Raw genomic sequence first — 25172 nt, forward strand, 5'->3', positions numbered from 1 at the left:
TGGGTAAATTGGGTTTGATCTGGGTAAATTGGGTTTGATCTTCGTTTTCATGCAGAGTGGATTGGAACGGAAGGCGTGAGACTCCTGCGGGAAATACGTGTCCAAGGGAGACCCCACAGGCGCTAAAGGCGCCGAGGAGGCTCCCGGACCGCCCGCGGAAAGCGAGTGCCTGCAGTGGATTGGAACGGTTGTAGTACAAACCCTCCAAAACGRTGGGTAAATTGGGTTTGATCTTCGTTTTCATGCAGAGTGGATTGGAACGGTCAAAATTTAAAACCTAAAAAAACTGAAGACAAACTCCATTTTTATCGAGTTTGCCTTCAGTCTGAAAGAAGCTGCAAGTTTCGTGTCGTATTTATCGTGATAGTGTGCCCTGCAGACGATTCGTTTCGGCAATTACTTTTTCTTCATCGATCGTTAAGCATTCGCCATTTTTCACAATCATCTTGCCGTCAATGTATACATCAGATACATCATTTCCGCGTGCGGCATAAAGCAAATGCGAATACGCTTCACTCAGCGGCTGCAGATGCTCTTTGTTATAAGGGTAAATGGTGATGAAATCTGCTTTTTTACCAGCTTCAAGTGATCCCGTATGACCCATGCCGATTGCTTCGGCACCCATTCTCGTGGCCATGGCCAGTGCCGTTTGAGCAGGGAATTTAGTGGCATCCTTATAGATGCCTTTTTGCAATAATGCCGCCGTCCTCATTTCCTCGAACATATCGAAGTTGTTGTTGGATGCAACACCATCTGTTGCAACCCCAACTTTAATGCCTGCATCAAGAAGGCTGACGATATCAGCAATTCCCGATCCCAGCTTCAGATTACTGATTGGATTATGAGCAACCCGAACATCATGCTGTTTTAGTATCGCCCGCTCTTCATCATTGAGTACGACACCATGGGCCATCACTGTAGGCTGATCAAAAAGACCTAAACGGCGAAGGTGCTCGACAGGACGGAATCCAAAACGCTTTTCGATGTCAAGGATTTCAAAGTCCGTTTCCGAAACGTGAATGTGCACCATCAAATCATTCTCTTTTGCAATCCGTGCACTTTCCATAATCGCTTCAGGTGTACAAGCATAAGGGCTGTGTGGCGCGACCATGGTAGTCAGGCGGCCATCGGCAAACGTCTTATAGTTTTTTGAAAACTGCTCAGCCCCCATGAGGTTCGCTTTTTGTTCTTTTTCCGTACCTAAGCTGAAAATCGTGTAGGAAAAGGCTCCGCGCATTCCTGTTTCGCCTATCGTCTCCATGACAGCACCTGCATCTATTCCATTAGGATTAAACATATCCGAAAATGTCGTTGTTCCTGATTTCAGCATTTCCATAATGCCAAGCTGAGAACTTACAGAGGCGATTTCCGTTGTAAACTGGCTTTCAATCGGCCATATTTTTGTTTCAAGCCATGGCTTCAGCAGCATATCGTCCCCGATTCCGCGTAAAAGAGTCATCACAATATGCGAATGGGCATTCACTAGACCTGGCATAATCCATTTTCCGCCAAGGTCGACCACTTGATCGGCATCTGCCAATTGTTCTTCAGAATGCTGGCCGATGTAGGATATGGTTTGATCTTGTACAATCATCATGCCTTTTTCAAAGATTTGATTTTCCTTGTCCATCGTAAAAAAGGTACCATTCATATATATCGTTTTCATGTAATTATTTCCTCCAAAGTCATTTCGTATCATTGAACAACATGTCATGTTACTATTCCGCATTCTAAACTAGCCTCTTACAGATAATCAAGTAATTCCATATTATCRGGGAGCATTTCCATTTACCTTAGGAACCTATTGGAAGAGTGAACGGAATAATCTTGTTTCATTTAATCAGCAAACCACATCGATGATGCCCATTGCAAATTTAACGAATTGATGAAGAATGCAAAATCAGTTGCTTAAAAAAATCTTCCCCCTATTGCTCATAGGGGTTTCCATGACACGAATGGCTTCTTGTACATCCCCAAGGCCGTAGTAAGAATCCGGCATCATGAAACTCAACCTTTTATCGTTAATGAATCCCATCAAAAGGTTAAACGTTTCTTGCCATGTCTGAACGGATGCCTGTTGATTCCAATGCCGTAGATGAAACATTTTAACATTTACTTTTGTCCTTTGTGAAATTTTCGCCCAATTTACAGACTTTCCTGATAGAAGACCAATTGTTAATAATATGCCATTAGGCCGAACACAAAAGGCTAACTCGGAACCATCTGTACCTCCCACCGAATCTATGGCCGCGTTCGCTCCGCGTCCATTCGTCCACTCCATCACGGTATCATGCAATGATGATTCAGATGTATCGATTACATATGCAGCACCAAGTTTAAGCAGTTCTTCCGTATAGGTATTGTTTCTGGTTACAGCAATCAGCTTAAATCCAAGAATCTTGGATAACTGGGTGAAGATGCGGCCAATGGAAGATCCGCAAGCATTCACGAGTAATACATCATCAGGTTTCAATGCCAATACTTCTGTGATTGTTAACCAAGCGGTTATCGGATTTATATATAATTGCGCTGCTATATGGTCCTCAATGGAATCAGGAATGACGATTGCCAAATCCGCAGATGTTTTAACATAATCCTGCCAGGTACCTTCACCGCGCAAAGGCAGAACACGCTTACCAATCAGCTCTTGCGAAACCGAAGGACCCACCGCTTCCACTATGCCGACGCCTTCATAACCAGGAATGGAAGGCAAGGGAATTCGGTGGGAATATGCGCCCCGAATGGGCAGCAAGTCAGATGGATTGATAGGACGTGCAGTCATCCGTACAAGGACTTCCCCGTCCACAGGCATTTGAATGAATTTATTTTCCACTTTTATAACTTTTTGTGGATGCCCAAACTCATAAAATTTAGCACATTTAGCTTCCAAAATAGTAAGTCTCCTTTAATATAGTTCTAACTATTTTATCATTTATACAGAACCAGCCTATCCTGTATTTTTCCAAGAGTTGTCACTCACCTTTTAAACAGCAAATCTTAAAAACGGAAAGAGCTTTTCACTTTTCTTCTGTTTTTTCATCTTCAATTGATCTGCCCCTTTCGTTCCATAAGAAAAAGGCTGCCGCAGCACCCCTGGTTTTAGTAAAACATCCTTTTGTTAATAAGAAAATACTTAAAACCTTTTTATAAATCCCTCAATTTAATCCAGTAGAATTTACCGCTAACGCCTTGTTTATACGAACAAATATCAATTTATCGAACTGGATAGCTGCTTAAAGTTGAAAAAGAATGCGCCAATTTTTTCGCGAAATTTAATGGGGGTTCGACTGATTGAATATGAATATACAAAATCAAAGGTTTCATATATAACCAATGATTATGCAAGGCACTAACAATAATTCCCTGTTGGACAACTGATTGCATAAATCCTGGAATTTCTTCTTGTAAAATTGCTATTTCACCCAAATTTAGTGCAATACCGTTTTGATCCAATGATTCAAATAAAACCCCTACTGGTACAACTGAGTTGCTCGGACGCCCTTGGACAAACACTTCAATATTGCGATGCAAGGATACAGAACAAACACCTTTATTTATGTCGCTTTTCCCATTTAGAATTTTGGCAAATTGTTCACAAAGAGAGTTATAGTCATTCATAATTAAGCCTCCTTTTAATTGGGATATTATGATGTTTAATCCTAATTAATGATGAATCATAAAATAAAGGAAGGAAAAAATACCCTCCAGATCATTTAACTGGAGGGCATTCGTATTAATATAATCTTATCGGAATGAATTACTTGGAGCAGCAAATATTCATGTTGTGTTAGCTATTTGATTCTTTTTGTATTAGAAGCTTGTTCTCTACTGTTGTTGTCTCCAAAACATCATTATCTTTATGAGTATTAGTAATGTTTTTTGTCATCACACTGACAACCACTAAAACTACGATATTAACAAATAGAGCGATAATTCCTACATTCAAGTCTTTAATTGCTTGAGGAAGATAAGGAAATAGATGACCAATTTTTATGTTCCCTAGTTCCATAATGGAGACTAGCACGCCTCCTGTTATAATCCCGGCAAATGCTCCATGTTTGGTTATAAAATTCTTTCTCATCAAGCTTGCGAAAAAGGCAGGAGCTAGTTGTGTGATAAAATTATAGGCGATTAAAGCAAGACTAAAGAGGGAATTTCCACCTTTAAAGGTCAAGTAAATTCCTACGAGAGAAATAAGGGGAACCAAGTATTTTACCAATTTTGCAATCTGATTTTCAGTTGCCGATGGATTGAATACCTTATATACATTTTTTGCAAGCAATGTTGATATTGACATCAACAGCATGGAACTTGGTACTAAAGCGGCTAACACGCCAGTGCCACCTATTAAGCCCACAAACCATGGATCAAAATCCTGTTTAGAAAGCTGCAGCAAGATAAGATCGGCTTCGCTGCCTTTTAATCCAGGCGTCTGCAAGATAGCTGCAAATCCGACAAAAAAGGCAAACAACAAAATCAATTGGTACATTGGCATTAGGATTGCATTTTTTCGTAAAGCTTTTTCGCTAGAGGCAGCATAAATAGGAGAAAACCCGTGCGGCCACATATAAAATCCAATGGAGCTTAGTATAACGGTCGATATATACCACGAAACGCCCATTCCTTGATCCGGAAGTATGGTATAGTTCGGCTTTGCATTTTCAATGGCCTCAAACATGGGTTGAAGACCGTCATAATAATGAAGAGGGAAATAAACCCCTAAAAATACGACAATGCCAAGAATCAGAATATCCTTCAAAATAGCTGTCCTGGCAGAACCGTGAATACCGGAAACCATTACGAAAATGGTTACACCAATTGCTCCAACCCAAATGGCAGCTGTAGAAGAAATGGCCCCATAAGATGTTGCAGAAACGATATATCCTAACCCCTTCAATTGCAGAACTAAGTAGCAAGTACAAGCTATAACACCAATTACAGCAACAAGCACACCAAGATAAGGACTTTGATATTTTTTCACAAAAAAATCTGATTGGGAAACTAATTGGTGTTTCTTTGCATACCTCCAGATAGCAGGAAATGTCCAGTAGGAGATGACTGTTGCCAGACAGCCGTATGATACGATACTAAAGATGGAACCTCCTTCCCCATAAGCCGAGCCACTTGCACCTAAAAAGGTGAAGGTCGTATACATTTCACCTGCGGACAAGAGGAAAATCAAAAGGGCTCCCATTCCGCGTCCCCCGACTGACCATTGTTCTAAGTTCATTTCCTTCCCTTTTTTAGCCTGGATACCAATCACTACGGAAATGACGAAAAAAAACAGGATGAATAACACGGCAATATTCATCTTGAATCTCCCTTCTGATTAGCTGGATCCAATAGATAGATAATCCCCATAATACATGTGGTTAGCACAGACCAGAGTACAATCCAAAAGTGAAAAAATGGCATTCCCAGAACATAGGGAGTCACTTTATTTGTAAACAAAGCACCTACAATAATGCCAAGAAACGGGATTATTCCGAGCCAATATATTTTTTTCATACTCTTAGCCCCCTAGTAAGTTAGATTTAACATTTTAAAAGTCGCGTGAACAAATAACTTCACCCCATTTTGTAAAGCCTGTTCATCGATCGTGAATTTCGGATGATGATGAGGATATATAATCCCTTTTTCTTCATTACGGGCCCCTATTACAATATAAGATCCCGGAACTACTTTTTGAAAAGCAGAGAAGTCCTCACTTCCCATAATCGGCTTTACAATCTCTCGGCTTTCTTCACCAAATACTTCACAGACGGTTTCGTCCATCAATCGGGTAACTTCTTCATCATTAATGGTCGGAGCATAACCGAACTGATAATCGAATTCGTAAGTAGCTCCATGCGCTTCAGTAATTCCTTTTATAATTCGTTCGATAAAATTCGGTATTTTTTCCCTTAACTCCGGATTAAAGCTTCGAACGGAACCGCCAATGCTTACCTTACTTGGAATAACATTAATCGCACTTCCCGCATGGAACTGAGTCACTGAAATCACAAGAGCTTCCTGGGCATCTCGATATCTCGAAACAATGTGTTGGAGATTTGATACAACCTGAGTTCCAATTGCAATGGGATCGACGGTAAGTTCAGGCTGTGAGGCGTGCCCCCCTTTACCGACCACGGTAATGTTAAAAGTATCAGCTCCAGCCATCACCGGACCGTAACCCAAACCAATTTTCCCTAAAGGAAGAGTCGACAAGAGATGGGTGCCAATGATCATATCCACTCCATCAAGCACACCGGCTTTCACCATCTCTTGGGCTCCACCGGGCGGCAGTTCCTCGGCGTGTTGAAATAAAAAGCGCACCTCCCCTTTAATATGCTCCTTTAACTGTGTAAGAATCTTCGCCGCGCCAAGCAGCATCGCCGTATGCCCGTCATGTCCGCATGCATGCATCGCGCCTGAATTCTGTGACACAAAGTCAAAAACATTCTCTTCTTCAATTGGAAGCGCATCCATATCTGCCCGCAGTGCAATAACCTTCCCAGGCTGCTGGCCAATCAAACGAGCCATTATACTCGTCTTTGTCGGACGTGAAATTTCCAGATCACCAAAAGTTTGTAGCGTTTCATAAACAAATTGTGCTGTTTTTACTTCTTCAAAAGACAGCTCCGGATACATATGTAAATATCTTCGCCATCCAATCACTTCATCTTTAACAGCCTCGATTAAATCATGAATCATTATCGTTTGAGACACCCAATACATCCCCTTTTCATTCAATTTACATGGTAATCTTTATTTTCGGTTAGTTTAAGGAATAAATTCCTTAAATAGAGTATAATATCCCGTGTTCTTTATTTCAATGTTTTTTGAAAATTCTAAACTATTTTGTTTGATTACTAGATTTAATAGTGGAAGTTCTCCTTTAATGCTTTAACATGCAAAATAAAAAAGCACCCGATTTTTGGGTGCTTCAGACTGTAGACAATTTGGGAACGTTGATTGGAACGTAGGGCACTCGCTTTCCGCGGGCGGTCCGGGAGCCTCCTCGGCTTGTGCCTGCGGGGTCTCCCCTAGACGCGCTTTCCCCGCAGGAGTCTCGCACCTTCCGCTCCAATCAACTTTGTTATAAAATTTAGATTGAACCTCTTTTTTGCCTACAGTTTTTTACCAAAGCACATCTATGTGACATGTCCATTTTTATCAAAGTGTATCGAAAAATAAAGACCATCAAAAAGTAGCGACACGTCATATTTGGCAAGATTATATGGAAGAAGCAGATCATCTGCGTCATCATCAAGATGTAAATTCTATCTATGCGAAACGGAAAGAAACGATTGAGTGTTTTCGCAGATACAAAAGAAAAGCATGGCATGGTTGGATTACTTTACGGGGAACTTAAAAAATTGTCGATGCTCACTTTCGCTGCCATGAATGTAAAGAAGATGGTCAATTGGACATAGAAAGGTTAAAAAATGGCCTAACATAGTGGGTTCGTAGAGACCCAATCCTTAATATGGAGCAAAATTCAAAGGGAATTTCAAAAAGGGGTTCGAAATGTTTTAATTCCGAACCCCTTTTGTCTTCAAACTGAAGCACCCAATTTTGGGTGCTTATAATAATCGATAAATTTTACTCGGCCTTCCACGTGTGGCGTGAGCCTCTTCACCAACGCATTGTGCCAAATCAACTTCGCACATATCCGCAATAATACGCCGTACATTACGTTCTGTCATCTCAAGATGTTTCGCTAATTCCTTTGTTGTAAAATTACCCCAGCCCATTCTTTGTACAAGGGCTGATATCTTCTTATATGTTTTTACACTGATATTCCCCTTTTTTAACTTTTCGATAAGGAGTTCATTGTGGGACCGGGTAGCATATTGTAATTCTTTCTTTTTGCCTGGTGATTCAATAATCTTTCCATCATCTTGAATAATTACAATTTCACGCTTCTTCATCTCTTTTGAATGTTGAATAGCCCGAAAAGCATTGATTTCCGCCGAATAGGCAGTTTCGCCGAAGCCAATTCCAACGGCAACGGTTGTATCTGCTTCAAAAGCCAATTTTTGAATGGTATCTTCAAGCGTAATAATTTCCCGTTCAATTGCGCCGCGAGAACTAAAAATCATGTATCTTCCATTCCCTTTCTCTGAAAAGGAACCATTTATTTTTTCACCAAGTTGAATTAACATTTCTTTTAGCCGAAGCTCCAAGTACTGTAAATGATAAGGAGTTTTCATTTCCTCTGCCACTCTGTTAAAATATTCAACTTCAATGATTTCAACACCAATTTGTGTATCTTTAAAGTAGGAAGTCTTTACTTTTTCAGAAAGAATCCGAAGCGTTTGCCGAATTTCCATCTTACTCATCGACATCCGGTAAGCTGGAATTCCATACTCTCTTAAAGCTTCACACACGGACGGAAAACAAGATAAAGCGCCTTCTGTCCTTCCCTTATTCCATAAATCCAAGTGAAAATGAAACAATTCATTAGTGTCGACATCTGACTCAAACACTTTCGTATAGATCTTTGGGGTTTTAATATTCAACTGTGACAAAGCTTCTTCACTGATATTGTTTGAAGACATAGTATCGATACTAAGCCTCTCAATAATTTTCCCTTGTTCGTAAATCAACTCTAAAAAAGATTTATAAAAACCTGATTCCGTAGCAGGAACATGGACCATTATTTTATCTGTGCCTAGTGTTTTTTTCGCAAATTCATAGGGAAGTGGACCGGAAAAAAGCCATGCATGTACGTGAGAATGATGTTCTTTTACAATATTCTCTACCTCTTCAGTCTTTACATAGGGCAAAGAGATGAATTCCAATTCATGTTTATATTCTTCTGCCAAGTCTAAAATCTGTTCTACAGAAGTTTTTAGTCCGACTAGTCCGATTTTATACATCCTGTATTCTACTTCCTTTATCATCAGTAATATAATCAATGTTCTTTGTAAATATCCTAGTTTAACGTAAGTCATGCTATCGTAAATTTAAATTTTCTGCTCAGTTCTTTTTACCTTTTGTCCTATTTTATCATGCGACATGAAGGAAAAATACGTTGTATACGTTATTCATGTTAGGTTTTCATGACAGCTTTGTTATACTTCTTAGATAATCATCCATTATCTTTGTGTTTTCCAAGAGTTCTTTTTTCTTTTTGACATGACATAACCAATTTTCCAGTTATGCTAAAAAACCACCTCTTTAGGTGGTTTTTTCATATTTTCAATAGGTTCTTCTAAACTAGAATTAGCCTGAACTTGACCTCTGATTTCTAAAGAAAGTGATAAATTCCCCTTTTTTTATTGGTCATTGAAACATACCCTTCAAAAAGCGATACAGTCCATCTTCTCTATATGAATGCTCCGTCACTTCATCGGCTTGTTCTTTGACCAGGTCTGTGGCATTTTTCATGGCAACGGAATGCCCAGCGAGTTTAAATAGCGGGAGGTCATTTTCGCCATCGCCCACTGCCAGGATATTTTCCGGTCCTAGCTGGAAATGCTTCAGTAATAGTTGAACGCCTGTTGCTTTTGAGACGCCTTCCACGGTCACTTCTACATTGTGATGAGTGGAGGAAGCTGTTGTGAAGGCATTGTACTGCTTGATTTCTCCCAAATCCGCTTTCCATTTTCGGATGGTATCCATTTCATTACTGAAAAAGTAGATTTTGGCTACGCTGCTTATATCCAGTTGTTCTGACCATCTAATTTTGTCTTCCACTGCATCCTGCCTTGATAGCCATTCATTTTCATCGACTGTCTCGGGCTTTGGCACCAAACCTTGTTTAACCATATAGCCTTTATCTTTAAGTAATGCCATCCGTGTTCCTTCATTCGGATGTACTTCGTAAAAAATCTCGCCCGCTCCTGCTTTGGCGACCAATTCTTCCACAAGTTCCGGCGGCAGGGCATTTTCGACGATCTGTTTCTTTCCGATGAAGACGGACATTCCATTGGCAGTCACCATTCCATCGACTTCCATGCCGGACGGCAATACGTCCCTCGCTTCTTCCAGCGTTCTTCCTGTTGCAATGAAAATCAGCTTTCCGCTTTCCCTAAGTTCCCCTATGTACTGTTCCAGCGTTTCACTCACAGTATTTCTTTCGTTCAATGTCGTGCCATCCAAATCGAGCACAATTGCTTTATTGGTCATGCAAATCACCTCAAAAATCCGAATGATAATGTAAATGCCAACAGCCCATTATCTATAAAGATCTTAGGCTGTTGTTTTCATTCATTTATTTTTGTTACTTTACCTAATCAGTATAACAGTTTAGGATAATCCTAAAAGTTTCATGACGCTTAGAATTAGGAGACCGACCACACCGAAGTCCGAATCACCAAATGTGGTACCTTCAAACCCTACATCCCCCAAGAAAACAAGGAGTATCGCCGGCAGGAAACTAATGATGAGTCCGTTGGCAAAGGACCCGAGCATCGCTCCGCGTCTGCCGCCTGTGGCATTTCCAAATACACCTGCTGCAGCTCYGGTGAAGAAATGCGGTACAAGCCCCGGAACGATGACCTTCAATCCAAGTACCGGAAGGAGGAACATGGATAATAGTCCAGCCAAGAAACTGAATAGGAACCCGATGATCACTGCATTTGGAGCGAATGGAAAGATGGTCGGACAATCTAGCGCAGGCTTCGTATCAGGAGCGACTTTATCGGCAATCCCTTTGAAGGCAGGGACGATTTCAGCAATTAACATCCGTACCCCTGCAAGGATGATGTAGACTCCTGCAGCAAATGTTATCGCCTGGATGAAAGAAAATACGATGAAGTTCGAACCGCCGGATAATTCCCTTTCAATATAGTTCTGTCCGGCAAACAATGCGACGATCACGAAGAACATCGTCATCGTAAGCGATACAGCGACTGATGTATCCCTCAGGAATCCTAAAGATTTAGGAACCTTGATTTGCTCTGTCGTTTTTTCCTTATTTCCAAACCATTTTCCAACAGTCGCGGATACAAAATATCCGATTGTCCCGAAATGGCCGATGGCAAAATCATCGCTTCCGGTAATCTTCCGTACATATGGCTGAAGGAGGGCAGGGAACATCACCATACATACCCCTAATAGAATGGAACCGACCAAGATGAGCGGAAAACCGTTAAGTCCGCCGACCGATAGGGTGACTGCAAGTAAACAAGCCATGAATAAGGTATGGTGTCCCGTTAAGAATATATATTTAAATGGCGTGAAACGAGCCAGCAAAACATTGACAACCATACCAAAAACCATGATAAGTGCAGTCGAAGTCCCAAAATCACTTTGGGCAGCTGCGACAATGGCTTCGTTATTTGGTATGACTCCTTGTACATTGAATGCATGATCGAACATTTTACTGAATATATCAAGGGCGCCAATGAGCACTGCCGCTCCCGCTCCAATAATAATGAAGCCCATGACGGTTTTTAGCGTTCCAGATACGACATCCGCACTGGATTTCCGCTGTAACAGCAGTCCAATGAGGGCAAACAGCCCCACAAGTATGGAAGGTGTACCCAAGATGTCATTCATGATAAGTTCCAGCATTGCCTCTCTCCCCCTCTTCTATTTGGTTCTTGTTATAGATGTGAAGCTAATTTCGATGTGATTTCGGGAATGCTCATCATGTTTTCCAGCGTGACGATCGTCCGGGTTCCATCATCCAGCTGACCGACAATATCCGCCGCTCCCAGGAAAATATCCGCCTGAACTGTTTTTGCGGAGGTAAGATCCGTATGATCCACCTCGGCTGTCTTACCCATTTCCGTCAACGCTTTCTTTACATTCATCTCCATGATGAAGCTGCTTCCCAATCCGTTTCCGCATACTACCATGATTTTCTTCATATCAATCTCTCCTTTTTTATCCTACATGCATTTCCAATTTAGATTTGATTTCAGGGATGCTCATCATGTTCTCCAGTGTGACGATCGTCCGGGTTCCATCATCCAGCTGACCGACAATATCCGCCGCTCCCAGGAAAATATCCGCCTGAACCGTTTTTGCAGATGCAAGATCCGTATGATCCACCTCGGCCGTCTTACCCATTTCCGTCAACGCTTTCTTCACATTCATCTCCATGATGAAGCTGCTTCCCAATCCGTTCCCGCATACTACCATGATTTTCATTCCGCTTCCTCCTTCGAATATTTATGAACGTACTCCATAAGGACCGATTTATCTGAAGTGCGTAGGATTTCTTCTATATTGGCTGGTTCATTCAATAATTGAGTGAGCTGGATCAATGCCCGCAGATGCGAATCGTTATCTACTGCCGCCAAAATGATAATCAGGCGAACTGGTTTATCCGGCGCAAAGTCCACGGCTTCATCCAATTTCAGCAAACTCATGGATAAAGACCTGACCCCCTGCTCTGGACGTGCATGGGGAATCGCGACTCCAGGCGTTATCACTACATACGGTCCATTCGTTTCTATCGCTTCGATCATGGCATCCACATATCGTTCTTCGACTGTTCCTAAGTCCACGAGAGGCTTGGCCGCGACTTGAATGCCTTCTTTCCAATCGGAAACATGCTGCTGTAATTGAATCGTTTGCAAATTGAGCAGTTCTTCTAACACAGGCTTCTCTGCCTCCTTTAAAGAAAATTGGGTTATTTTTTGATGTGTATACACATTCGACTTCAAAGCCTTTTCAAGCTGATCCTGTTCATGGATGGTTGCATACTTGGAAATGACTTTTACTAATGCTGAAACATCTACACTTTCCGTCGTATATCCATACAATTCCTGCATGACTTGTTGGCGTAATTTATGTTTGTCCTGCATTTCCAAAATGGGCGGTACAACGAATAATGCCGCTTTTGTTCTCATATGTACCGTTGAAAAAACTAGATCGTACGACAGTGGGGATTCAGCCGCATTTCTAACGGAAAGAACATCCAGGAACAAAATATCCGGAAATAATTCCCTCAATGTATAAATGAGGATATTGCTGATGCCAATACCATTCGGGCATACTACAATCGCCCGTTTTCGATCATCCAATGTCGTCCCTTGCCTGCGCAGCCATCCGCCAAAATAGATCGTGAAGTATGCGACTTCCTCTTCGGATACCGGACAGCCAATCTCTCTCTCCAACACCCACAGAGATTTTTTTGTCAAATGATGCAGTTCAGGATAGACCTTCTGCACCCGTCCCGTCATCGGGTTAAGTTGCGGGAGACCATACCTTAGGCGATGATATGCCGGTTTAAAATGTACGTATAATTGTTGGCATAGCTGTTCTTTGTCTTTCAGGTGAACAAATGCCAGCCTCTCGAACTCTTCCACGATTTCCTGCAAAAGGTGTTGAATGACTTCATCATCCTTAAGCGGGGAAATATCCTTCGTTCGGTTCATGCTCAATAAATGTAAGGTTGCGTATAAGTTTTCCGTTTCGCTCCATACTGATTGAAAGGCATTCGTTCTCGTCATTTCCTCAACCATTTTATATTCTTCTGTCGCAACAAACGGAGCCCAGCTCTGGTCGGCCTGTAACTCTTCCCCTTTTTCTATGAGCCGATCTGTACATAAAAATAAATAGCTCAGTTCATGAAGCCGCTCATCCGTAAAGGTGATGCCTAAATTACGTTCGATCCTTTCAAGCTGTAACCGGATCGAGCTGATTTGCTTTTCATGATTTCCCCATATGCACTCCATAATTAATTCACTATTAGGACTATTCAGTACACCATGCACGAGACGTTCAATGATATATCGTTTTACTCGGCTTTCCCCAATCACCACATAGCCATCTTGTTTGGAATACTGGATTTTGAGCGATATGTCCTTGTTTTTCTCTTTAAGTCTTTTCAAATCCTTCAACACCGTATTTCTTGAAAGCCCGGTGACCGTCTGGAAATGATAGACGGACAATTCTTCTTGGCTTAACAAGATCATGAGGTAAAAGACTTTTTCCCTATCTGTCTCTGAAAATATATAATTGCGTTTTGTCAGTTTTACATTCAATTCTTCATCCCTGATTGTTTCAGAAAAGGAGTAGCCCATTTCACGATTATATTGAATCGGTTGATATCCATGAAAATGGAGCCAGTCATTCGCTTTGCTCAGACCATATTGTATTTGCCTTCTCGTCAGACCTGTTTGGGCTTCAAGTTCTTTCATTTTTGAAATGGGCGAATGCTGTAATAGTTTTAGTAAATTGGCGCTTCTTTCATCTAAAAACATTCTCAATCCCTCTCCCTGCTTCTACGATATCTCACTTCTTATTAAAAATGTAGCATTTCTAAGTCCGAATGTTGTCATAGGTACTGCACAATAATATACTCTTTAAACATTTGTGCACAATACTGCATCCTTGCTTAAGTCAGTAATCCATTTTCAATGCAGTCTATATGTAGAAAAAAATACTATGTAGGCTTTTTCATACATATTAGAATGCATGATAAAGACCTTATGTTTTTTAGTGTGGAGGCCAGTAAGGTCATGAGACCGAGCAATAAAAGGAGTTCGGGATGAAGCTAGGGTGAAAACAATGCAGATGTTCATGAAAAAATAAGAGGGGACAAATGTCCCCTCCCAGTGTGTTATCTTTAAATCTGCTTGCTGATCGCGCTGTGCTCCCCTATAGCTACCGATTATATTTTGATGACCAGGAATGCACCAAAACCTTCGACATCGTTGCGCCAATCACGCTGTAATTCACATGCTGCGCTAAACCAATTCATAAGCTGCACACCGCCATGGGCCATACGCGCTAAAGCAGCATCAGCTACCTGTTTGCTGACTGTTCCAGAAGCATCAGTGACAGCGAATACTTCATAACCTCCGTTCAAAGCAAAAAGTGCTGGGAAGGCAACGCAGACATCAGTAACCACGCCAGCAATGATAAGGTTTTTTTTTCCAGTTTCGATTACTTTAACAAAATCTTCATTATCCCATGCGTTAATTTGTCCAGGCCGAGCTATTTTTGGCGCGTTAGGAAAGAGTTCTTCCAATTCTTGCACGAGCGAAGAAAGTTCGTATGTAGGGAAATTCCCCCAAACCCCTTCGTTGGTTTCAATCAGTTTATAGTTTGGTAAAAAGAACTTCCCATAATTGATCATGAATTCTAAATTCCACACTCCAAGATAATGTAAATGGTTTTGGTTATATTGAACCCCTTCCATTTTCTGAATGTTTACAACATACTATAAGCTATAAGGGAATTGGGAGGAGTGCAGAAATGGATGAAAAGAAAGTTACATGGTTAGAGCTCTTTTATGATTTGTTATTTGTGGCGGCCGTTGCGGGCGCAACTCATGTTTTACTGCATGTTGAAGATGGATATATCCATCCAGAGTATTTATTGAAGTTCGTGTTGATTTTTATTCCTATCTGGTGGGCTTGGGTAGGGCAAACCATATTTATTAACCGGTTTGGAAAGGATTTATTTCATCAACGGCTATTTTTGATATTGCAAATGTTTTTTGTCCTAATTATGACCTCAAGCTTATCAGTTGATTTTGATCCTTATTATCTTTCTTTTTTAACTGGCTATATTGGCTTAAGAGCCGTGACGGCTATCCAATATCTTGTTGTACAGCGGATAGAAGAGGGATTTCGAAAAAAAGCAGCACTCTTTTTGGGAAGGTATTTTTGGATTGGAATCGGGATTTCATTATTTTCCGTCCTTTTTGATTCCTGGCTTCGATATGCTGTGTTATATTTGGGCATCCTGATCGATATCATTATCCCGATCCTTGGAAGGAAGTGTTTAGAAAAGGTTCCTACAAATACGGCCCACTTGTTAGAGCGATTCGGTCTATTTACCATCATTCTCTTTGGGGAAGCTCTTGTGAGCACTCTTGCGGTAATCCAACCTAAACAAGGAAATTGGGATTCGATAGCCTTTTCTATCATTTCATTTGCCCTGATAATATCTATGTGGTGGCAATATTTCGATAACATGGAGAAGAAAGTCGACAAGTCTGTACAATCTTCCGGCCAGCTCATCATTTACGGTCATCTTTTTATTTTAATGTCTATAAGCATGATTGCAGCGGCCATCAGATTATTGTTTTTACAGGAAGTCCATTATTCATTCATCTTATATTTTGTTTTTGGTTCCGTATTGCTCTATTTCATATCAACCACTTTTGTTTTCCACCAATATCGACATAAGCACCAGCGCTTGCAAATATATCATTTAGCGTTATTTTTAGGGGTTTTAGCCGTCTTTTTTATTTTTAATTTGATTGTCCCGGTACCAAATATCGTGATAATAGCCGAATTAACACTGTTTTTTATCATCTTTGCCAAACTAACGATTACATAAGGATGGAAGTTTTTGCATTTGACACCATATTGGTTTATTCATAAGCTGAATGTGACGAAGAAAGAATGAGGTGACATTCATGAAAGAAAACACAACGAATCCCTCCACATCTAACAATGAGGAACGACTGGGTTTAATGTTATGGTTCAGAATAACACGAATATATAACCAAAGTATTCGGGAGTCCAATCAACATTTAAAGAAATGGAATCTATCGGCAGCCCAATTCGATATCTTGGTTCAAGTGGGTTCCCATGAACGATTGTCTCAGCAAGAACTTGCAAATAAGCTTTTTGTGACGAAAGGCAATATCACTCAACTATTAAGGAAAATGGAAGAATTGGGATTGATTAAACGGGAACAGGAATGGAAAACAAAATACCTTTCGTTGACTGAGGAAGGAAAAGAGTTTTTTCATGAAGTTGTTCCAAAACAAGAGCATTTTCAGGCATCACAGTTTGCCAACTTGAATGAGACGGAAAAACAACAGCTTTTAGATCTACTTAGTAAAGTTCAAAAATAAAAACAGATCACCTGCAAGAATGGTGATCTGTTTTTTTCTTTGTTACTTCGGTTTTTTCATGAACAATGAAAGCACCACATTCACGATGGCGAAAATCAAACTAATTTTAAATACAAGTGATGAACCCGAGGCAGCTGCTGCCGGTAAATGATTTGCCACATCAGTCAAGTAGCCATTTTGCTTCGCAGAGAATAGCGAAACCATGACCGCTATGCCAATTGCCCCTGATACTTGCTGTGATGTTTGCGTGATCGCAATGCCATCCGGATAGAATTTTTTTGGCAATGCATTCAATGTATTCGTTTGTACTGAAGCGAGCACCATGCCAATGCCAAGCATCATCACGATATGCGTAACAACCATGATCCATAGTGCTGTGTCTGTTCCATACATTGCATATAGCCCGTAGCCAATGACAACCAGAATCGTTCCTGGTGTAATTACGGCACGAGGTCCATATTTATCGAACACCCGACCGATGATCGGGGCAAATACGCAGTTTAATAGACTTCCTGGCAGCATGATCAGCCCAGTGGCGAACGCAGACACCAATAACGCCATTTGCATATACATTGGCAACACAACCAGCATCGATAACATGTTAAGAAAGGTAATCACGTTCATCGCAAGACCCAGTACAAATAGTGGGTATTTGAAAGCTTTTAAATTCAACATCGGGTTTTCCATCTTCGTTTGACGGATTGCAAACAGGATTAGGGCGATCACTCCAACGATGATCGTTCCAATTACCGTCATACTCTTCCAACCATGATCCCCGCCTACACTTACACCGTATACAACTCCACCAAAGCCAATCGTCGATAACACAACTGACACGATATCAATTGATACTTGCCGAGTTTCATTGACATTCGGAATATAGATATAGCCGAAGATAAGGGAGAATAACAAGAACGGAATCGTAAACCAAAATATCCAAGGCCATGATAACGTATCTATAATCATTCCTGCCAATGTAGGACCGAATGCTGGACCCGCCAAGATGACTAAGCCCATCACACCCATTGCCCCGCCGCGTTTATTCGGTGGGAAAATCGTGAAAATGACATTTTGCGTCAATGGCAAAATGATCGCCAGTCCAGCTGCCTGAATGACACGGGCCGTCAATAACACGCTAAAAGCCGGTGCTGCTGCAGCGATGACCGTTCCGATGATTGAAAAAAATAAAGACGCCATGAACATTTGGCGTGTTGTGAATTTTTGCATTAAAATTCCTGTTACCGGCACTAAAATACCAAGCGTTAAAAAGTACCCAGTTGCAAGCCATTGTATTGTCGTCGCATCCACGCCAAAAATGTGGCTCAATTCACCTAAGGCGATGTTCAATGCGGTTTCACTAAATAGCCCGACAAAGCCTGCTACCAAGAGAGCAGCCATTACCGGTCCTGTTTTAATATTTTTATTATCCACTTGTTAAAACTCCTTCAATATATTGGGTAACAATTGCGAAATTACTTTTAGCGGCTTTGCTGATGTTTCGGCCAAACAAAGCATCATTGCCCCTTCGATGGAGGCTGTCATCATCAATGCGATATTGGAAGCTAACTCTTTTGAATGTCCATCTTCCAGTAGCTTTTTAAAATAAATCCCTTGAATTTTCGTATAAAGTTCGGCGCAAGCCTTTCGAACAGGCTCACTTAATGTGGCCATTTCACTTACCATGCTGCTAAATGTGTAACCCGTAATCGTCCCTTCTCTTTCTAAATTGACGATTAGCTTTTCAATCATTGAATTTGTCGCTTCTAATGTTGTCGGATATCGTTCAAAAATCTCCACGATATCCATCGTAATTACTTCATTCAAAGAATGAAGGCAAGCGATTAATAATTCCTCTTTTCCATTAGGAAAATGGTGATAAAGCGAACCTTTCGTAACATGACATACTTTTAAGATTTCGCTTAGTCCAACACCTTTATATCCTTTTTGTTGGAAAAGAATCGTTGCATGGTCGATTATCAACGATTTAGTATCCATTTCCGTAGCACACCCCCACCATACCAACCGGTCTATTTGTTACTATAACAAAAAAAATTCTTTGGATGTAAGTACTTTTTTGCTCTCTAAATAACGAATTCACAATTTAGACAAACTTTTTGAAATTGCATGTTAATTAATTTAAATTGGGGGATTTTTGACAGTTGTATACAAAGGAGGGGGTTTCGAAATGAAAAATTCAGGGATTTTAAGAAAGATGGACATCACCATGGTGAGCATTACAGTGGAAAAGGTCCTGGCCCGAAAACCTTTCGCCGAGGGCGGCAATTGCTTTCTTTAGAAATGATGGATCTTTGACGTTACACCATTAAGGAACAGTTAGATAAACCAGAATTTCAATCCATAATCAAATCTTAGTCGGTGAATTAAAAGCCATTAATGTGTTAATCAACGAATTCATTCAATTATTTGAAATACAAGAAAGTGAAGCAAAGGCAACCTTTTAATTCAATAATGGCGGGAAAGGAATTGAAATGAATGAAACAAATTACAATTATATCGATTCAGTGCTTTGATGTAGTCATTACGTCCATACCAAGAAAACGGAATGCCGTCCATATCGGTATCTCCACATCTGGCCATGCTTATATTCATTTTAAGGGCTAAAAATGTTTTGGAGATAGGCGCTCTTGGGGACTATAGCGGGATTTGCCTTGCCAGAGGATTCGGCAGCAAAGGAAAATTCACGTGTAAAGCGCAAATTCACGAGTAAAACGGCTAATTTCACGAGTAAAACGGCAAAATTCACGAGTAAACTGCTCAAACTCACGAGTAAATTGCTCAAACTCACGAGTAAATTGCTAAAATGACCGAATTTATCGCACAAATTCACGAATTTATCGATCAAGCTCTCGAGTTTATCGCCCAAACTCTCGTGTAAAGCGCAAATTCCGAGTAAACTGCAAATTCACGAGTAAAACGGCTAAATTCACGAGTAAATTGCTAAAACTCACGAGTAAACTGCTCAAATTCACGAGTAAAACTGCTAAATTCACGAGTAAAACGGCAAAACTCACGAGTAAATTGCTAAAATGTCCGAATTTATCGCACAAATTCACGAATTTATCGATCAAGCTCTCGTGTTTATCGCCCAAACTCTCGAGTAAAGCGCTAATTCACGAGTAAATTGCTAAAATTCACGAGTAAACTTCTCAAACTCACGAGTAAATTGCGCAAACTCACGAGTAAATTGCTAAAATTCACGAGTTAACTTCTCAAACTCACGAGTAAATTGCTAAAATGTCCGAATTTATCGCACAAATTCACGAATTTATCGATCACGCTCTCGATTATATCGATCAAACTCGAGTTTATAGCTTTAACCCTCGAGTATAGTGCTCAAACCCTCAATTATATCGCTCAAACTTTCGATATCATCGATCAAACTCACGAGTTTATCGCCCAAATATCCTTTTCATGAAGAAAAAATAACGGAATTTCTATAATCTTGAATGAAAATGATTTTTATTATCAATAATAAAATGGAAGAGGGTAACCAAGTTTGATGGTTACCCCCGATGATTTAAATTTCTGGATCAAATGTTTTGCAATCCGTTTCTTTGCTATTTGATGCTTGATTCCCTTTATGGCTGACAACATAAATAGCATCTGCACTGCATTTGTTTCCAGAATCCCAGTATTTACAATTATTCACTTCACATAGAACATCCTTTGCCATCGTATCACACCTCCTCATTTGCTATCATTAACAAAGTTGGGGTTCTTGATACTTTCCTTTTTCAGGTTCGGGTGCCTTGTTTTTAATGAAAACGGAATTGCTCGAAAGATTCACGGAATCGAAGGACCGGCAGAAAAAGGACGCCAGTTTGTCAAAGCATGTTCGGGACAGGCCCAAGTTTCAGCGTTCTTCTATGTAAAGATTCATATTGGCTCAGGAATGGTTCAGGCTTGATATCGGATTGACCGTACATTCATGATTGGCTTCGATTGTTTGTAAGAAGCTTTGCATGGAGTTTGTCATATAAGCATCTTTACGATGAATGAAGACAGTCGAAATATTGCCGTACTCTTCCGGAATTGCATGAACATGCACGTTTTCATTGGCTGCAAGGTGATTTACCGCTGATTGTGGTACGAGGGTAATGCCAAGGCCGAGTGTTACGCTGGTTAAGATGGTTTCCAATACGTTGAACTCCATAATCCTTTTAGGCATCACTTCTTCCTCTTTCAACCATTGCTCCAGTTTAGATCGATATCCACAACCCTGACTGAATACTAAAATTGGTTCTGTTAAAAATTCTTCAAGGTTTAATGTTTCATTCCTTGTAACTAAAACAAGTTTTTCTGTACACACATCGTATTGCTGAATGAGTGGATGTTTAATCGGTCCTGTAACAAAAGCGCCATCCAGCCTATGTTCAATAACATCTTTAATTAAATCCTCCGTTAACCCAGCCTTTATGGATAAATCGACATTTGGATACTGTTTATGATAAGAGGCTAGAATCTTAGGAAGGCCGCTGACCGTTTCAACAGTGCCGATGTTCAATATCCCCGTAGGTGTTTCACTATCCAGGAATACTTGTTTGAGTTCTTCCATATCAAGCAAAATTTTGTTTACATACACCAGCATCTTTCGTGCCTCTGCGGTTAAGGACATACCACGTTTATGCCTATTGAATAAAGGCGTCCGTAACTCATGCTCCAAATGCTTAATCCTCGCCGTTACATTGGATTGGACATAATTCAACTCAACAGCAGCCTTACTTATGCTTCCATATTTAGCGACGCACTGGAATATTTGCAAATCCCGAATTTCCATAAAAGTGATCCCCTTTCCTAAATATCATTAATAATGATGGTTACATTCACTTTAAGTCATTTTACATGATAATGACTTTATCATAAAGTGTGTATAGGAATTTAATCAATCATTATTTTTTTTGAGGGGAAGCTTTAAATGAAAAAGAATCAAGTTTTAATCGGTGCACTTTTATGTTTGACAGCCAGCATTTCTTGGGGAGCCATGTTTCCGGTTGCAGAAAGGGCACTCATGTATATAGATCCTTTTTATTTCTCTTTTCTGCGATATTTAGCTGTTAGCATAATTTTAGGGATATTGCTTTTAGTTAAAGAGGGAACGAAGTCTTTTCGCTTGGAAGGGAAAGGAAAGAACTTATTGTTTTTTGGAACGATGGCGTTTACAGTATACAACTTTCTCATTTTCGCAGGTCAAGACTTACTGGGCCATAACGGGGTAATCGTTGCTTCCATCATGGAATCATTAATGCCTATGATTTCAATTATGATAATGTGGGTTTTCAAAAATGCCAGACCTATGAAATATACCATCGCAAGTATGTCCCTTGCCTTAATAGGGGCTATTCTTGTGATTACCAATGGCAATTTATCATTCCTATTTTTATTGAAGGATAGCATCATTCCTATACTTTTCATTCTTTTTGGGGTTATAGGATGGGTTATATATACGATGGGCGGCGACCAATTTAATGGGTGGTCAACACTCCGCTATTCGACTTTAACGTGTATTTTGGGAACAACAGTATCTGCAATCATAACATTCCTTGCAACTTTAATTGGCCTGCCTGTCCCCACAGCAGAGGTTATTGAATCCATTTATGGCGAGATGATTTTCATGATTATTTTCCCGGGTGCCATTGCACTTTTAAGCTGGAATTTAGGTATTAAACTTTTAACGCCCATTAATGGCATTCTATTTATCAATTTAGTTCCAATAACCACGTTAGCCATTGTTTTTATCCAAGGGGGATCACTTACATCATTCGAATTACTGGGAACTTTTTTAGTGATATATGCTTTAATTCAAAACAATTATTATCAAAGAAAAAACTTGCCTTCCCATGTTGAAGAATTGAATCCAATGGAAGAAAAAAGAGTCAGTTAATTTATGGTACAAAACATCAATGGGAGGACAATAATGGATTACTTAACAATTATAATAATTTTTGGATTGGCTATACTATGGGAATTGGCAACGATTAATAAGAATGTAAAAAAAATGAATGAGCAAAATGCAGAATTAATTAATCTATATAATGATAGTAGTAAAAGAAATCAGTAAAATGGACTTTTGGCACAACAGTGCCTGTAAGCAAAACCATGTGCAAAAAAGCCTCCTTATTTAAGGCTTTTTTTGCACTTTGCTTCGATATTTTACTGCCACATGACCGTACTATTCACCAAGTTTCTTCCGGATATCAGCCGCTACATTCTTTAAAGCCTTTTTTGATCCCCTTTCAAGGTCCCTGTTCAATTTCCTTTCTTTATAACTGACAAATAAAGAACTCAGATCATAGCCTTCCGGATATAAATCGACGGCTTTTATTTCAAGCTCGAGCCTATTGGCATGAACCTCCATGAAGGTATCTTCGAAAAGTACGACGACATTATTATATGAGTCCTTTTTCTTATAAACGATCGCATAATCATCCAGTTCGCTAACCTTCACCTTGTCGCCGACTTCAAATTCATACAATGCTTCCTTTGGAACCGCCGATACCTTCGCTTTCTTGATTTTACCTTCCTGGACACGCTCCAAGTCATAGTCTTTATTGCCGATATAAAGCTTTGCCCTTTGCAAAACCTTTTCACGGACATTCATTTTTTTTGCTATCCAGAGGGCATTGCTTTCCCCGGATTGACCAATCAACAGCTTGTATTTTGGCTCAAGTGTTTCACTGTTGAATTGCATGGCCGCATTCATGAAATCACTGTGTATTTCCGAATAGCGCTTGATTTCACCATAATGGGTCGTCGCAACGGTTATGCAGCCCCTCTGATAAAATTCCTCAAGGATGGCAATCGCTAAAGCGGCGCCTTCATTCGGTTCCGTTCCGCTCCCGATTTCATCGAACAGCAGCAATGAGTTATTGGTTAATGCCCCCATGATTTCCGAGATGTTTTTCATATGCGATGAAAACGTGCTCAGTGCATTTTCAATGCTTTGGTTATCACCGATGTCGACAAATACTTGATCGAAGACGGCAAGCTCCGTCCCTTCTTTCCCGGCAACATGCAGTCCTGACATGACAGCCAACGTTAGGATGCCGATCGTTTTCAGGACGACAGTCTTTCCACCGGCATTAGGGCCTGTAATGATCAAGCTGCGATAATCATTACCGATTTCAAAATCCAAAGGTACACTGTTTTGTGGCAAAAGGGGATGTTTACAGCCTTTTAACTTAATATAACCATGATCATTAATTTTCGGTTCGATCGCATCCATGCTTTTACTGAACTTGGCTTTTGCGAAGATCATGTCATATTGACTGATTAACTCGATGTTTATCTTAATCGGTTTCAATTGCTCGAAAACCGTTCCGGATAATGTGGCCAAAAGTTGATACTCTTCCATCGACTCCTCCGCTTTTAAACTTGCCAATTCTACATTCAATTTCGTCACAGAGGCAGGTTCAATGAACACGGTAGCCCCTTTTGCAGATATTTCCACGATCGTTCCTGCCACCTGATTTTTATAGGAGGCTTTGATCGGGATGGTATAGCGGTCATCCTTTTTACTTATGAAGAATTCCTGAATGAACTCCTTATTGGCTCCGCTCTTCAAGAACTTATTCAGCCGTTCCTCTATTTTACTTTCTGTCTTGATGATTTGGTTCCTGATGCGTTTCAGATCCCTGCTTGCTTCGGAAACAACAGCATTTCCTTTGATGGTGAATTGGATTTCTTCTTCAATGCTCCTGAATTCAGTCATCGAGCGGGCGTATAAATGCAGTGTTGGTGCAAAGAACTCTTTATCGGTCATGAATTTCTTGATATTCCTGCAGCCTCTTAAGAAGTCTGCTATCGCCACTAACTCTGATGGCTCCAATATCATTCCCTTTTCCAATTTGTCGATATGGTAGCCAACATGTGAAATGCCTTTTAAGGGAATATGACTTTCCGCATTCAGTAAATTCCTTGCCTCCGTGGTCTCGTTTAAACGATTTTTAACGACATTCAAATGGCTGCTCGGCTTAAGCTGATCCAATAACGCTTTTCCCAATCCGCTTACGCAATGGTTTTTCACCATTTCCTTGAGTTGGATATATTGTAATTTTTCATAAGTCATTTTATTCATCTAATGATCCCCCTTGAATGAGTGAGTGATTAAAATTCCCAGAATCCAAAAAATGCCCGCAAAAGTCCCCCTACCTTTACAAATGAACAAGCCATTTGAGTAGAAAGCTCCTGCGGGCATCGGCCTTATCTATAGATAAGGACCTACAATCGATAACAAATTGGGCAGCTCGAATAGAACCGCGTACACAAAAAAGCATGATAGGACAAATCCCACCATGCTTTTCGTCGTAACACCTACATGTTACACGATTTATGGAAAAGGAAGCAGTCTTAAGGTAGGTATCCAACAATGCAGAATTGCACTGTGGAAAAAGGC

At 40.4% G+C, this 25172-nt stretch carries 25 protein-coding genes and 3 pseudogenes; 8 read left to right on the plus strand and 20 right to left on the minus strand.

Annotated features, from left to right (window positions below; all coding sequences use genetic code 11):
- From AC1DVK_RS13760 to AC1DVK_RS13790, 7 genes are all read right to left on the minus strand, one after another.
- The coding region (locus AC1DVK_RS13760) for a hypothetical protein (RefSeq protein WP_477626699.1) at positions 1–244 on the minus strand (244 nt) is incomplete at its 3' end.
- Between the two features lie 111 nt (positions 245–355).
- A complete protein-coding gene (locus AC1DVK_RS13765) occupies positions 356–1666 on the minus strand; it encodes an amidohydrolase family protein (RefSeq protein ID WP_125160500.1) in 1311 nt (436 codons plus the stop codon).
- A 234-nt stretch (positions 1667–1900) separates the two neighbouring features.
- On the minus strand, positions 1901–2890 hold the full coding sequence (locus AC1DVK_RS13770; protein ID WP_430151589.1) for a zinc-dependent alcohol dehydrogenase family protein: 990 nt from the start codon (positions 2888–2890) through the stop codon (positions 1901–1903).
- A 323-nt stretch (positions 2891–3213) separates the two neighbouring features.
- Positions 3214–3618: a DUF1259 domain-containing protein gene (locus tag AC1DVK_RS13775; RefSeq protein ID WP_477626700.1), complete on the minus strand. Its 405-nt coding sequence runs from the start codon at positions 3616–3618 to the stop codon at positions 3214–3216.
- Between the two features lie 169 nt (positions 3619–3787).
- Positions 3788–5311, minus strand: coding sequence for a sodium:solute symporter family protein (locus AC1DVK_RS13780; RefSeq protein WP_477626701.1), 1524 nt, complete (start codon positions 5309–5311; stop codon positions 3788–3790).
- Entirely contained in the window at positions 5308–5508 is a 201-nt protein-coding gene (locus tag AC1DVK_RS13785) for a DUF3311 domain-containing protein (protein WP_061464834.1), read from the minus strand. The genes AC1DVK_RS13780 and AC1DVK_RS13785 overlap by 4 nt, the downstream gene beginning before the upstream one ends.
- Before the next feature lie 12 nt (positions 5509–5520).
- Positions 5521–6693 (minus strand): M20 family metallopeptidase, encoded by a 1173-nt coding sequence (locus tag AC1DVK_RS13790; protein WP_477626738.1) that lies wholly within the window; start codon positions 6691–6693, stop codon positions 5521–5523.
- A gap of 438 nt (positions 6694–7131) precedes the next feature.
- On the opposite strand from AC1DVK_RS13790, the pseudogene AC1DVK_RS13795 reads away from it, so the two are divergent.
- A pseudogene (locus tag AC1DVK_RS13795) lies at positions 7132–7415 on the plus strand (transposase); the annotation flags it as partial.
- Between the two features lie 150 nt (positions 7416–7565).
- On the opposite strand, the gene AC1DVK_RS13800 reads toward AC1DVK_RS13795, so the two are convergent.
- From AC1DVK_RS13800 to AC1DVK_RS13830, 7 genes and pseudogenes are all read right to left on the minus strand, one after another.
- A complete protein-coding gene (locus AC1DVK_RS13800; RefSeq protein WP_477626702.1) occupies positions 7566–8864 on the minus strand; it encodes a hypothetical protein in 1299 nt (432 codons plus the stop codon).
- A gap of 406 nt (positions 8865–9270) precedes the next feature.
- Positions 9271–10116 (minus strand): HAD family hydrolase, encoded by an 846-nt coding sequence (locus AC1DVK_RS13805; protein WP_317777525.1) that lies wholly within the window; start codon positions 10114–10116, stop codon positions 9271–9273.
- A gap of 120 nt (positions 10117–10236) precedes the next feature.
- Positions 10237–11505 carry a PTS ascorbate transporter subunit IIC gene (locus tag AC1DVK_RS13810; RefSeq protein ID WP_477626703.1) on the minus strand — a complete coding sequence of 423 codons (1269 nt, stop codon included), beginning with the start codon at positions 11503–11505 and terminating at the stop codon, positions 10237–10239.
- Between the two features lie 32 nt (positions 11506–11537).
- On the minus strand, positions 11538–11804 hold the full coding sequence (locus tag AC1DVK_RS13815) for a PTS sugar transporter subunit IIB (RefSeq protein WP_053347686.1): 267 nt from the start codon (positions 11802–11804) through the stop codon (positions 11538–11540).
- 16 nt (positions 11805–11820) lie between these two features.
- Entirely contained in the window at positions 11821–12087 is a 267-nt protein-coding gene (locus tag AC1DVK_RS13820; protein ID WP_048883162.1) for a PTS sugar transporter subunit IIB, read from the minus strand.
- Positions 12084–14147: a BglG family transcription antiterminator gene (locus tag AC1DVK_RS13825; RefSeq protein WP_477626704.1), complete on the minus strand. Its 2064-nt coding sequence runs from the start codon at positions 14145–14147 to the stop codon at positions 12084–12086. Before AC1DVK_RS13825 ends, AC1DVK_RS13820 begins: the two co-directional genes overlap by 4 nt.
- A 381-nt stretch (positions 14148–14528) precedes the next feature.
- A pseudogene (locus AC1DVK_RS13830) lies at positions 14529–14929 on the minus strand (isochorismatase family protein); the annotation flags it as partial.
- Positions 14930–15144: 215 nt separating this feature from the next.
- Here AC1DVK_RS13830 and AC1DVK_RS13835 point away from each other — a divergent pair.
- Positions 15145–16236 (plus strand): low temperature requirement protein A, encoded by a 1092-nt coding sequence (locus AC1DVK_RS13835; protein WP_477626705.1) that lies wholly within the window; start codon positions 15145–15147, stop codon positions 16234–16236.
- 79 nt (positions 16237–16315) lie between these two features.
- A complete protein-coding gene (locus AC1DVK_RS13840; protein ID WP_089363027.1) occupies positions 16316–16759 on the plus strand; it encodes a MarR family winged helix-turn-helix transcriptional regulator in 444 nt (147 codons plus the stop codon).
- A 42-nt stretch (positions 16760–16801) separates the two neighbouring features.
- Here AC1DVK_RS13840 and AC1DVK_RS13845 read toward each other — a convergent pair whose 3' ends face one another.
- Both AC1DVK_RS13845 and AC1DVK_RS13850 read right to left on the minus strand, forming a co-directional pair.
- Positions 16802–18157 carry a DHA2 family efflux MFS transporter permease subunit gene (locus tag AC1DVK_RS13845; protein WP_477626739.1) on the minus strand — a complete coding sequence of 452 codons (1356 nt, stop codon included), beginning with the start codon at positions 18155–18157 and terminating at the stop codon, positions 16802–16804.
- A 36-nt stretch (positions 18158–18193) separates the two neighbouring features.
- Positions 18194–18754 (minus strand): TetR/AcrR family transcriptional regulator, encoded by a 561-nt coding sequence (locus AC1DVK_RS13850; protein WP_477626706.1) that lies wholly within the window; start codon positions 18752–18754, stop codon positions 18194–18196.
- Between the two features lie 498 nt (positions 18755–19252).
- Here AC1DVK_RS13850 and AC1DVK_RS13855 point away from each other — a divergent pair, with 498 nt between their 5' ends.
- From AC1DVK_RS13855 to AC1DVK_RS13865, 3 genes and pseudogenes are all read left to right on the plus strand, one after another.
- A complete protein-coding gene (locus AC1DVK_RS13855; RefSeq protein WP_477626740.1) occupies positions 19253–19381 on the plus strand; it encodes a hypothetical protein in 129 nt (42 codons plus the stop codon).
- Positions 19323–19463: pseudogene (locus AC1DVK_RS13860) on the plus strand (O-methyltransferase); the annotation flags it as partial. The gene AC1DVK_RS13855 and the pseudogene AC1DVK_RS13860, both read left to right, overlap by 59 nt.
- A complete protein-coding gene (locus tag AC1DVK_RS13865) occupies positions 19405–19584 on the plus strand; it encodes a hypothetical protein (RefSeq protein WP_477626741.1) in 180 nt (59 codons plus the stop codon). The pseudogene AC1DVK_RS13860 and the gene AC1DVK_RS13865, both read left to right, overlap by 59 nt.
- 48 nt (positions 19585–19632) lie before the next feature.
- Here the strand turns inward: AC1DVK_RS13865 and AC1DVK_RS13870 are convergent, their stop codons facing one another.
- The 3 genes from AC1DVK_RS13870 to AC1DVK_RS13880 all read right to left on the minus strand — a co-directional run bounded on the left by AC1DVK_RS13870 (position 19633) and on the right by AC1DVK_RS13880 (position 21557).
- On the minus strand, positions 19633–19869 hold the full coding sequence (locus tag AC1DVK_RS13870; RefSeq protein WP_477626707.1) for a hypothetical protein: 237 nt from the start codon (positions 19867–19869) through the stop codon (positions 19633–19635).
- Between the two features lie 428 nt (positions 19870–20297).
- Positions 20298–20453, minus strand: coding sequence for a DUF1540 domain-containing protein (locus AC1DVK_RS13875; protein ID WP_065310844.1), 156 nt, complete (start codon positions 20451–20453; stop codon positions 20298–20300).
- A 213-nt stretch (positions 20454–20666) separates the two neighbouring features.
- Positions 20667–21557: a LysR family transcriptional regulator gene (locus tag AC1DVK_RS13880; protein WP_089363029.1), complete on the minus strand. Its 891-nt coding sequence runs from the start codon at positions 21555–21557 to the stop codon at positions 20667–20669.
- 138 nt (positions 21558–21695) lie between these two features.
- Between AC1DVK_RS13880 and AC1DVK_RS13885 the strand changes: the two genes are divergently transcribed.
- Both AC1DVK_RS13885 and AC1DVK_RS13890 read left to right on the plus strand, forming a co-directional pair.
- Positions 21696–22661, plus strand: a complete 966-nt coding sequence (locus tag AC1DVK_RS13885) for a DMT family transporter (protein WP_477626708.1) — start codon at positions 21696–21698, stop codon at positions 22659–22661.
- 33 nt (positions 22662–22694) lie between these two features.
- The gene (locus AC1DVK_RS13890) at positions 22695–22838 is read left to right on the plus strand and encodes a hypothetical protein (protein WP_477626709.1); all 144 of its coding nucleotides are present in this window, start codon (positions 22695–22697) and stop codon (positions 22836–22838) included.
- Between the two features lie 111 nt (positions 22839–22949).
- Here AC1DVK_RS13890 and AC1DVK_RS13895 read toward each other — a convergent pair whose 3' ends face one another.
- A complete protein-coding gene (locus AC1DVK_RS13895) occupies positions 22950–24854 on the minus strand; it encodes an endonuclease MutS2 (protein WP_477626710.1) in 1905 nt (634 codons plus the stop codon).
- Positions 24855–25172 lie beyond the last annotated feature (318 nt).

The organism is Peribacillus sp. P4_B1 (assembly GCF_056402395.1).

What these genes read in the sequence shown, in the direction of transcription:
- AC1DVK_RS13765 (WP_125160500.1), bottom strand. Translation starts at nt 1,666, where the DNA reads ATGAAAACGATATATATGAATGGTACCTTTTTTACGATGGACAAGGAA.
- AC1DVK_RS13775 (WP_477626700.1), bottom strand. Translation starts at nt 3,618, where the DNA reads ATGAATGACTATAACTCTCTTTGTGAACAATTTGCCAAAATTCTAAAT.
- AC1DVK_RS13780 (WP_477626701.1), bottom strand. Translation starts at nt 5,311, where the DNA reads ATGAATATTGCCGTGTTATTCATCCTGTTTTTTTTCGTCATTTCCGTA.
- AC1DVK_RS13785 (WP_061464834.1), bottom strand. Translation starts at nt 5,508, where the DNA reads ATGAAAAAAATATATTGGCTCGGAATAATCCCGTTTCTTGGCATTATT.
- AC1DVK_RS13790 (WP_477626738.1), bottom strand. Translation starts at nt 6,693, where the DNA reads ATGATTCATGATTTAATCGAGGCTGTTAAAGATGAAGTGATTGGATGG.
- AC1DVK_RS13800 (WP_477626702.1), bottom strand. Translation starts at nt 8,864, where the DNA reads ATGTATAAAATCGGACTAGTCGGACTAAAAACTTCTGTAGAACAGATT.
- AC1DVK_RS13805 (WP_317777525.1), bottom strand. Translation starts at nt 10,116, where the DNA reads ATGACCAATAAAGCAATTGTGCTCGATTTGGATGGCACGACATTGAAC.
- AC1DVK_RS13815 (WP_053347686.1), bottom strand. Translation starts at nt 11,804, where the DNA reads ATGAAGAAAATCATGGTAGTATGCGGAAACGGATTGGGAAGCAGCTTC.
- AC1DVK_RS13820 (WP_048883162.1), bottom strand. Translation starts at nt 12,087, where the DNA reads ATGAAAATCATGGTAGTATGCGGGAACGGATTGGGAAGCAGCTTCATC.
- AC1DVK_RS13825 (WP_477626704.1), bottom strand. Translation starts at nt 14,147, where the DNA reads ATGTTTTTAGATGAAAGAAGCGCCAATTTACTAAAACTATTACAGCAT.
- AC1DVK_RS13835 (WP_477626705.1), top strand. Translation starts at nt 15,145, where the DNA reads ATGGATGAAAAGAAAGTTACATGGTTAGAGCTCTTTTATGATTTGTTA.
- AC1DVK_RS13840 (WP_089363027.1), top strand. Translation starts at nt 16,316, where the DNA reads ATGAAAGAAAACACAACGAATCCCTCCACATCTAACAATGAGGAACGA.
- AC1DVK_RS13845 (WP_477626739.1), bottom strand. Translation starts at nt 18,157, where the DNA reads ATGGCTGCTCTCTTGGTAGCAGGCTTTGTCGGGCTATTTAGTGAAACC.
- AC1DVK_RS13850 (WP_477626706.1), bottom strand. Translation starts at nt 18,754, where the DNA reads ATGGATACTAAATCGTTGATAATCGACCATGCAACGATTCTTTTCCAA.
- AC1DVK_RS13855 (WP_477626740.1), top strand. Translation starts at nt 19,253, where the DNA reads ATGAAACAAATTACAATTATATCGATTCAGTGCTTTGATGTAGTCATT.
- AC1DVK_RS13875 (WP_065310844.1), bottom strand. Translation starts at nt 20,453, where the DNA reads ATGGCAAAGGATGTTCTATGTGAAGTGAATAATTGTAAATACTGGGAT.
- AC1DVK_RS13880 (WP_089363029.1), bottom strand. Translation starts at nt 21,557, where the DNA reads ATGGAAATTCGGGATTTGCAAATATTCCAGTGCGTCGCTAAATATGGA.
- AC1DVK_RS13885 (WP_477626708.1), top strand. Translation starts at nt 21,696, where the DNA reads ATGAAAAAGAATCAAGTTTTAATCGGTGCACTTTTATGTTTGACAGCC.
- AC1DVK_RS13890 (WP_477626709.1), top strand. Translation starts at nt 22,695, where the DNA reads ATGGATTACTTAACAATTATAATAATTTTTGGATTGGCTATACTATGG.
- AC1DVK_RS13895 (WP_477626710.1), bottom strand. Translation starts at nt 24,854, where the DNA reads ATGAATAAAATGACTTATGAAAAATTACAATATATCCAACTCAAGGAA.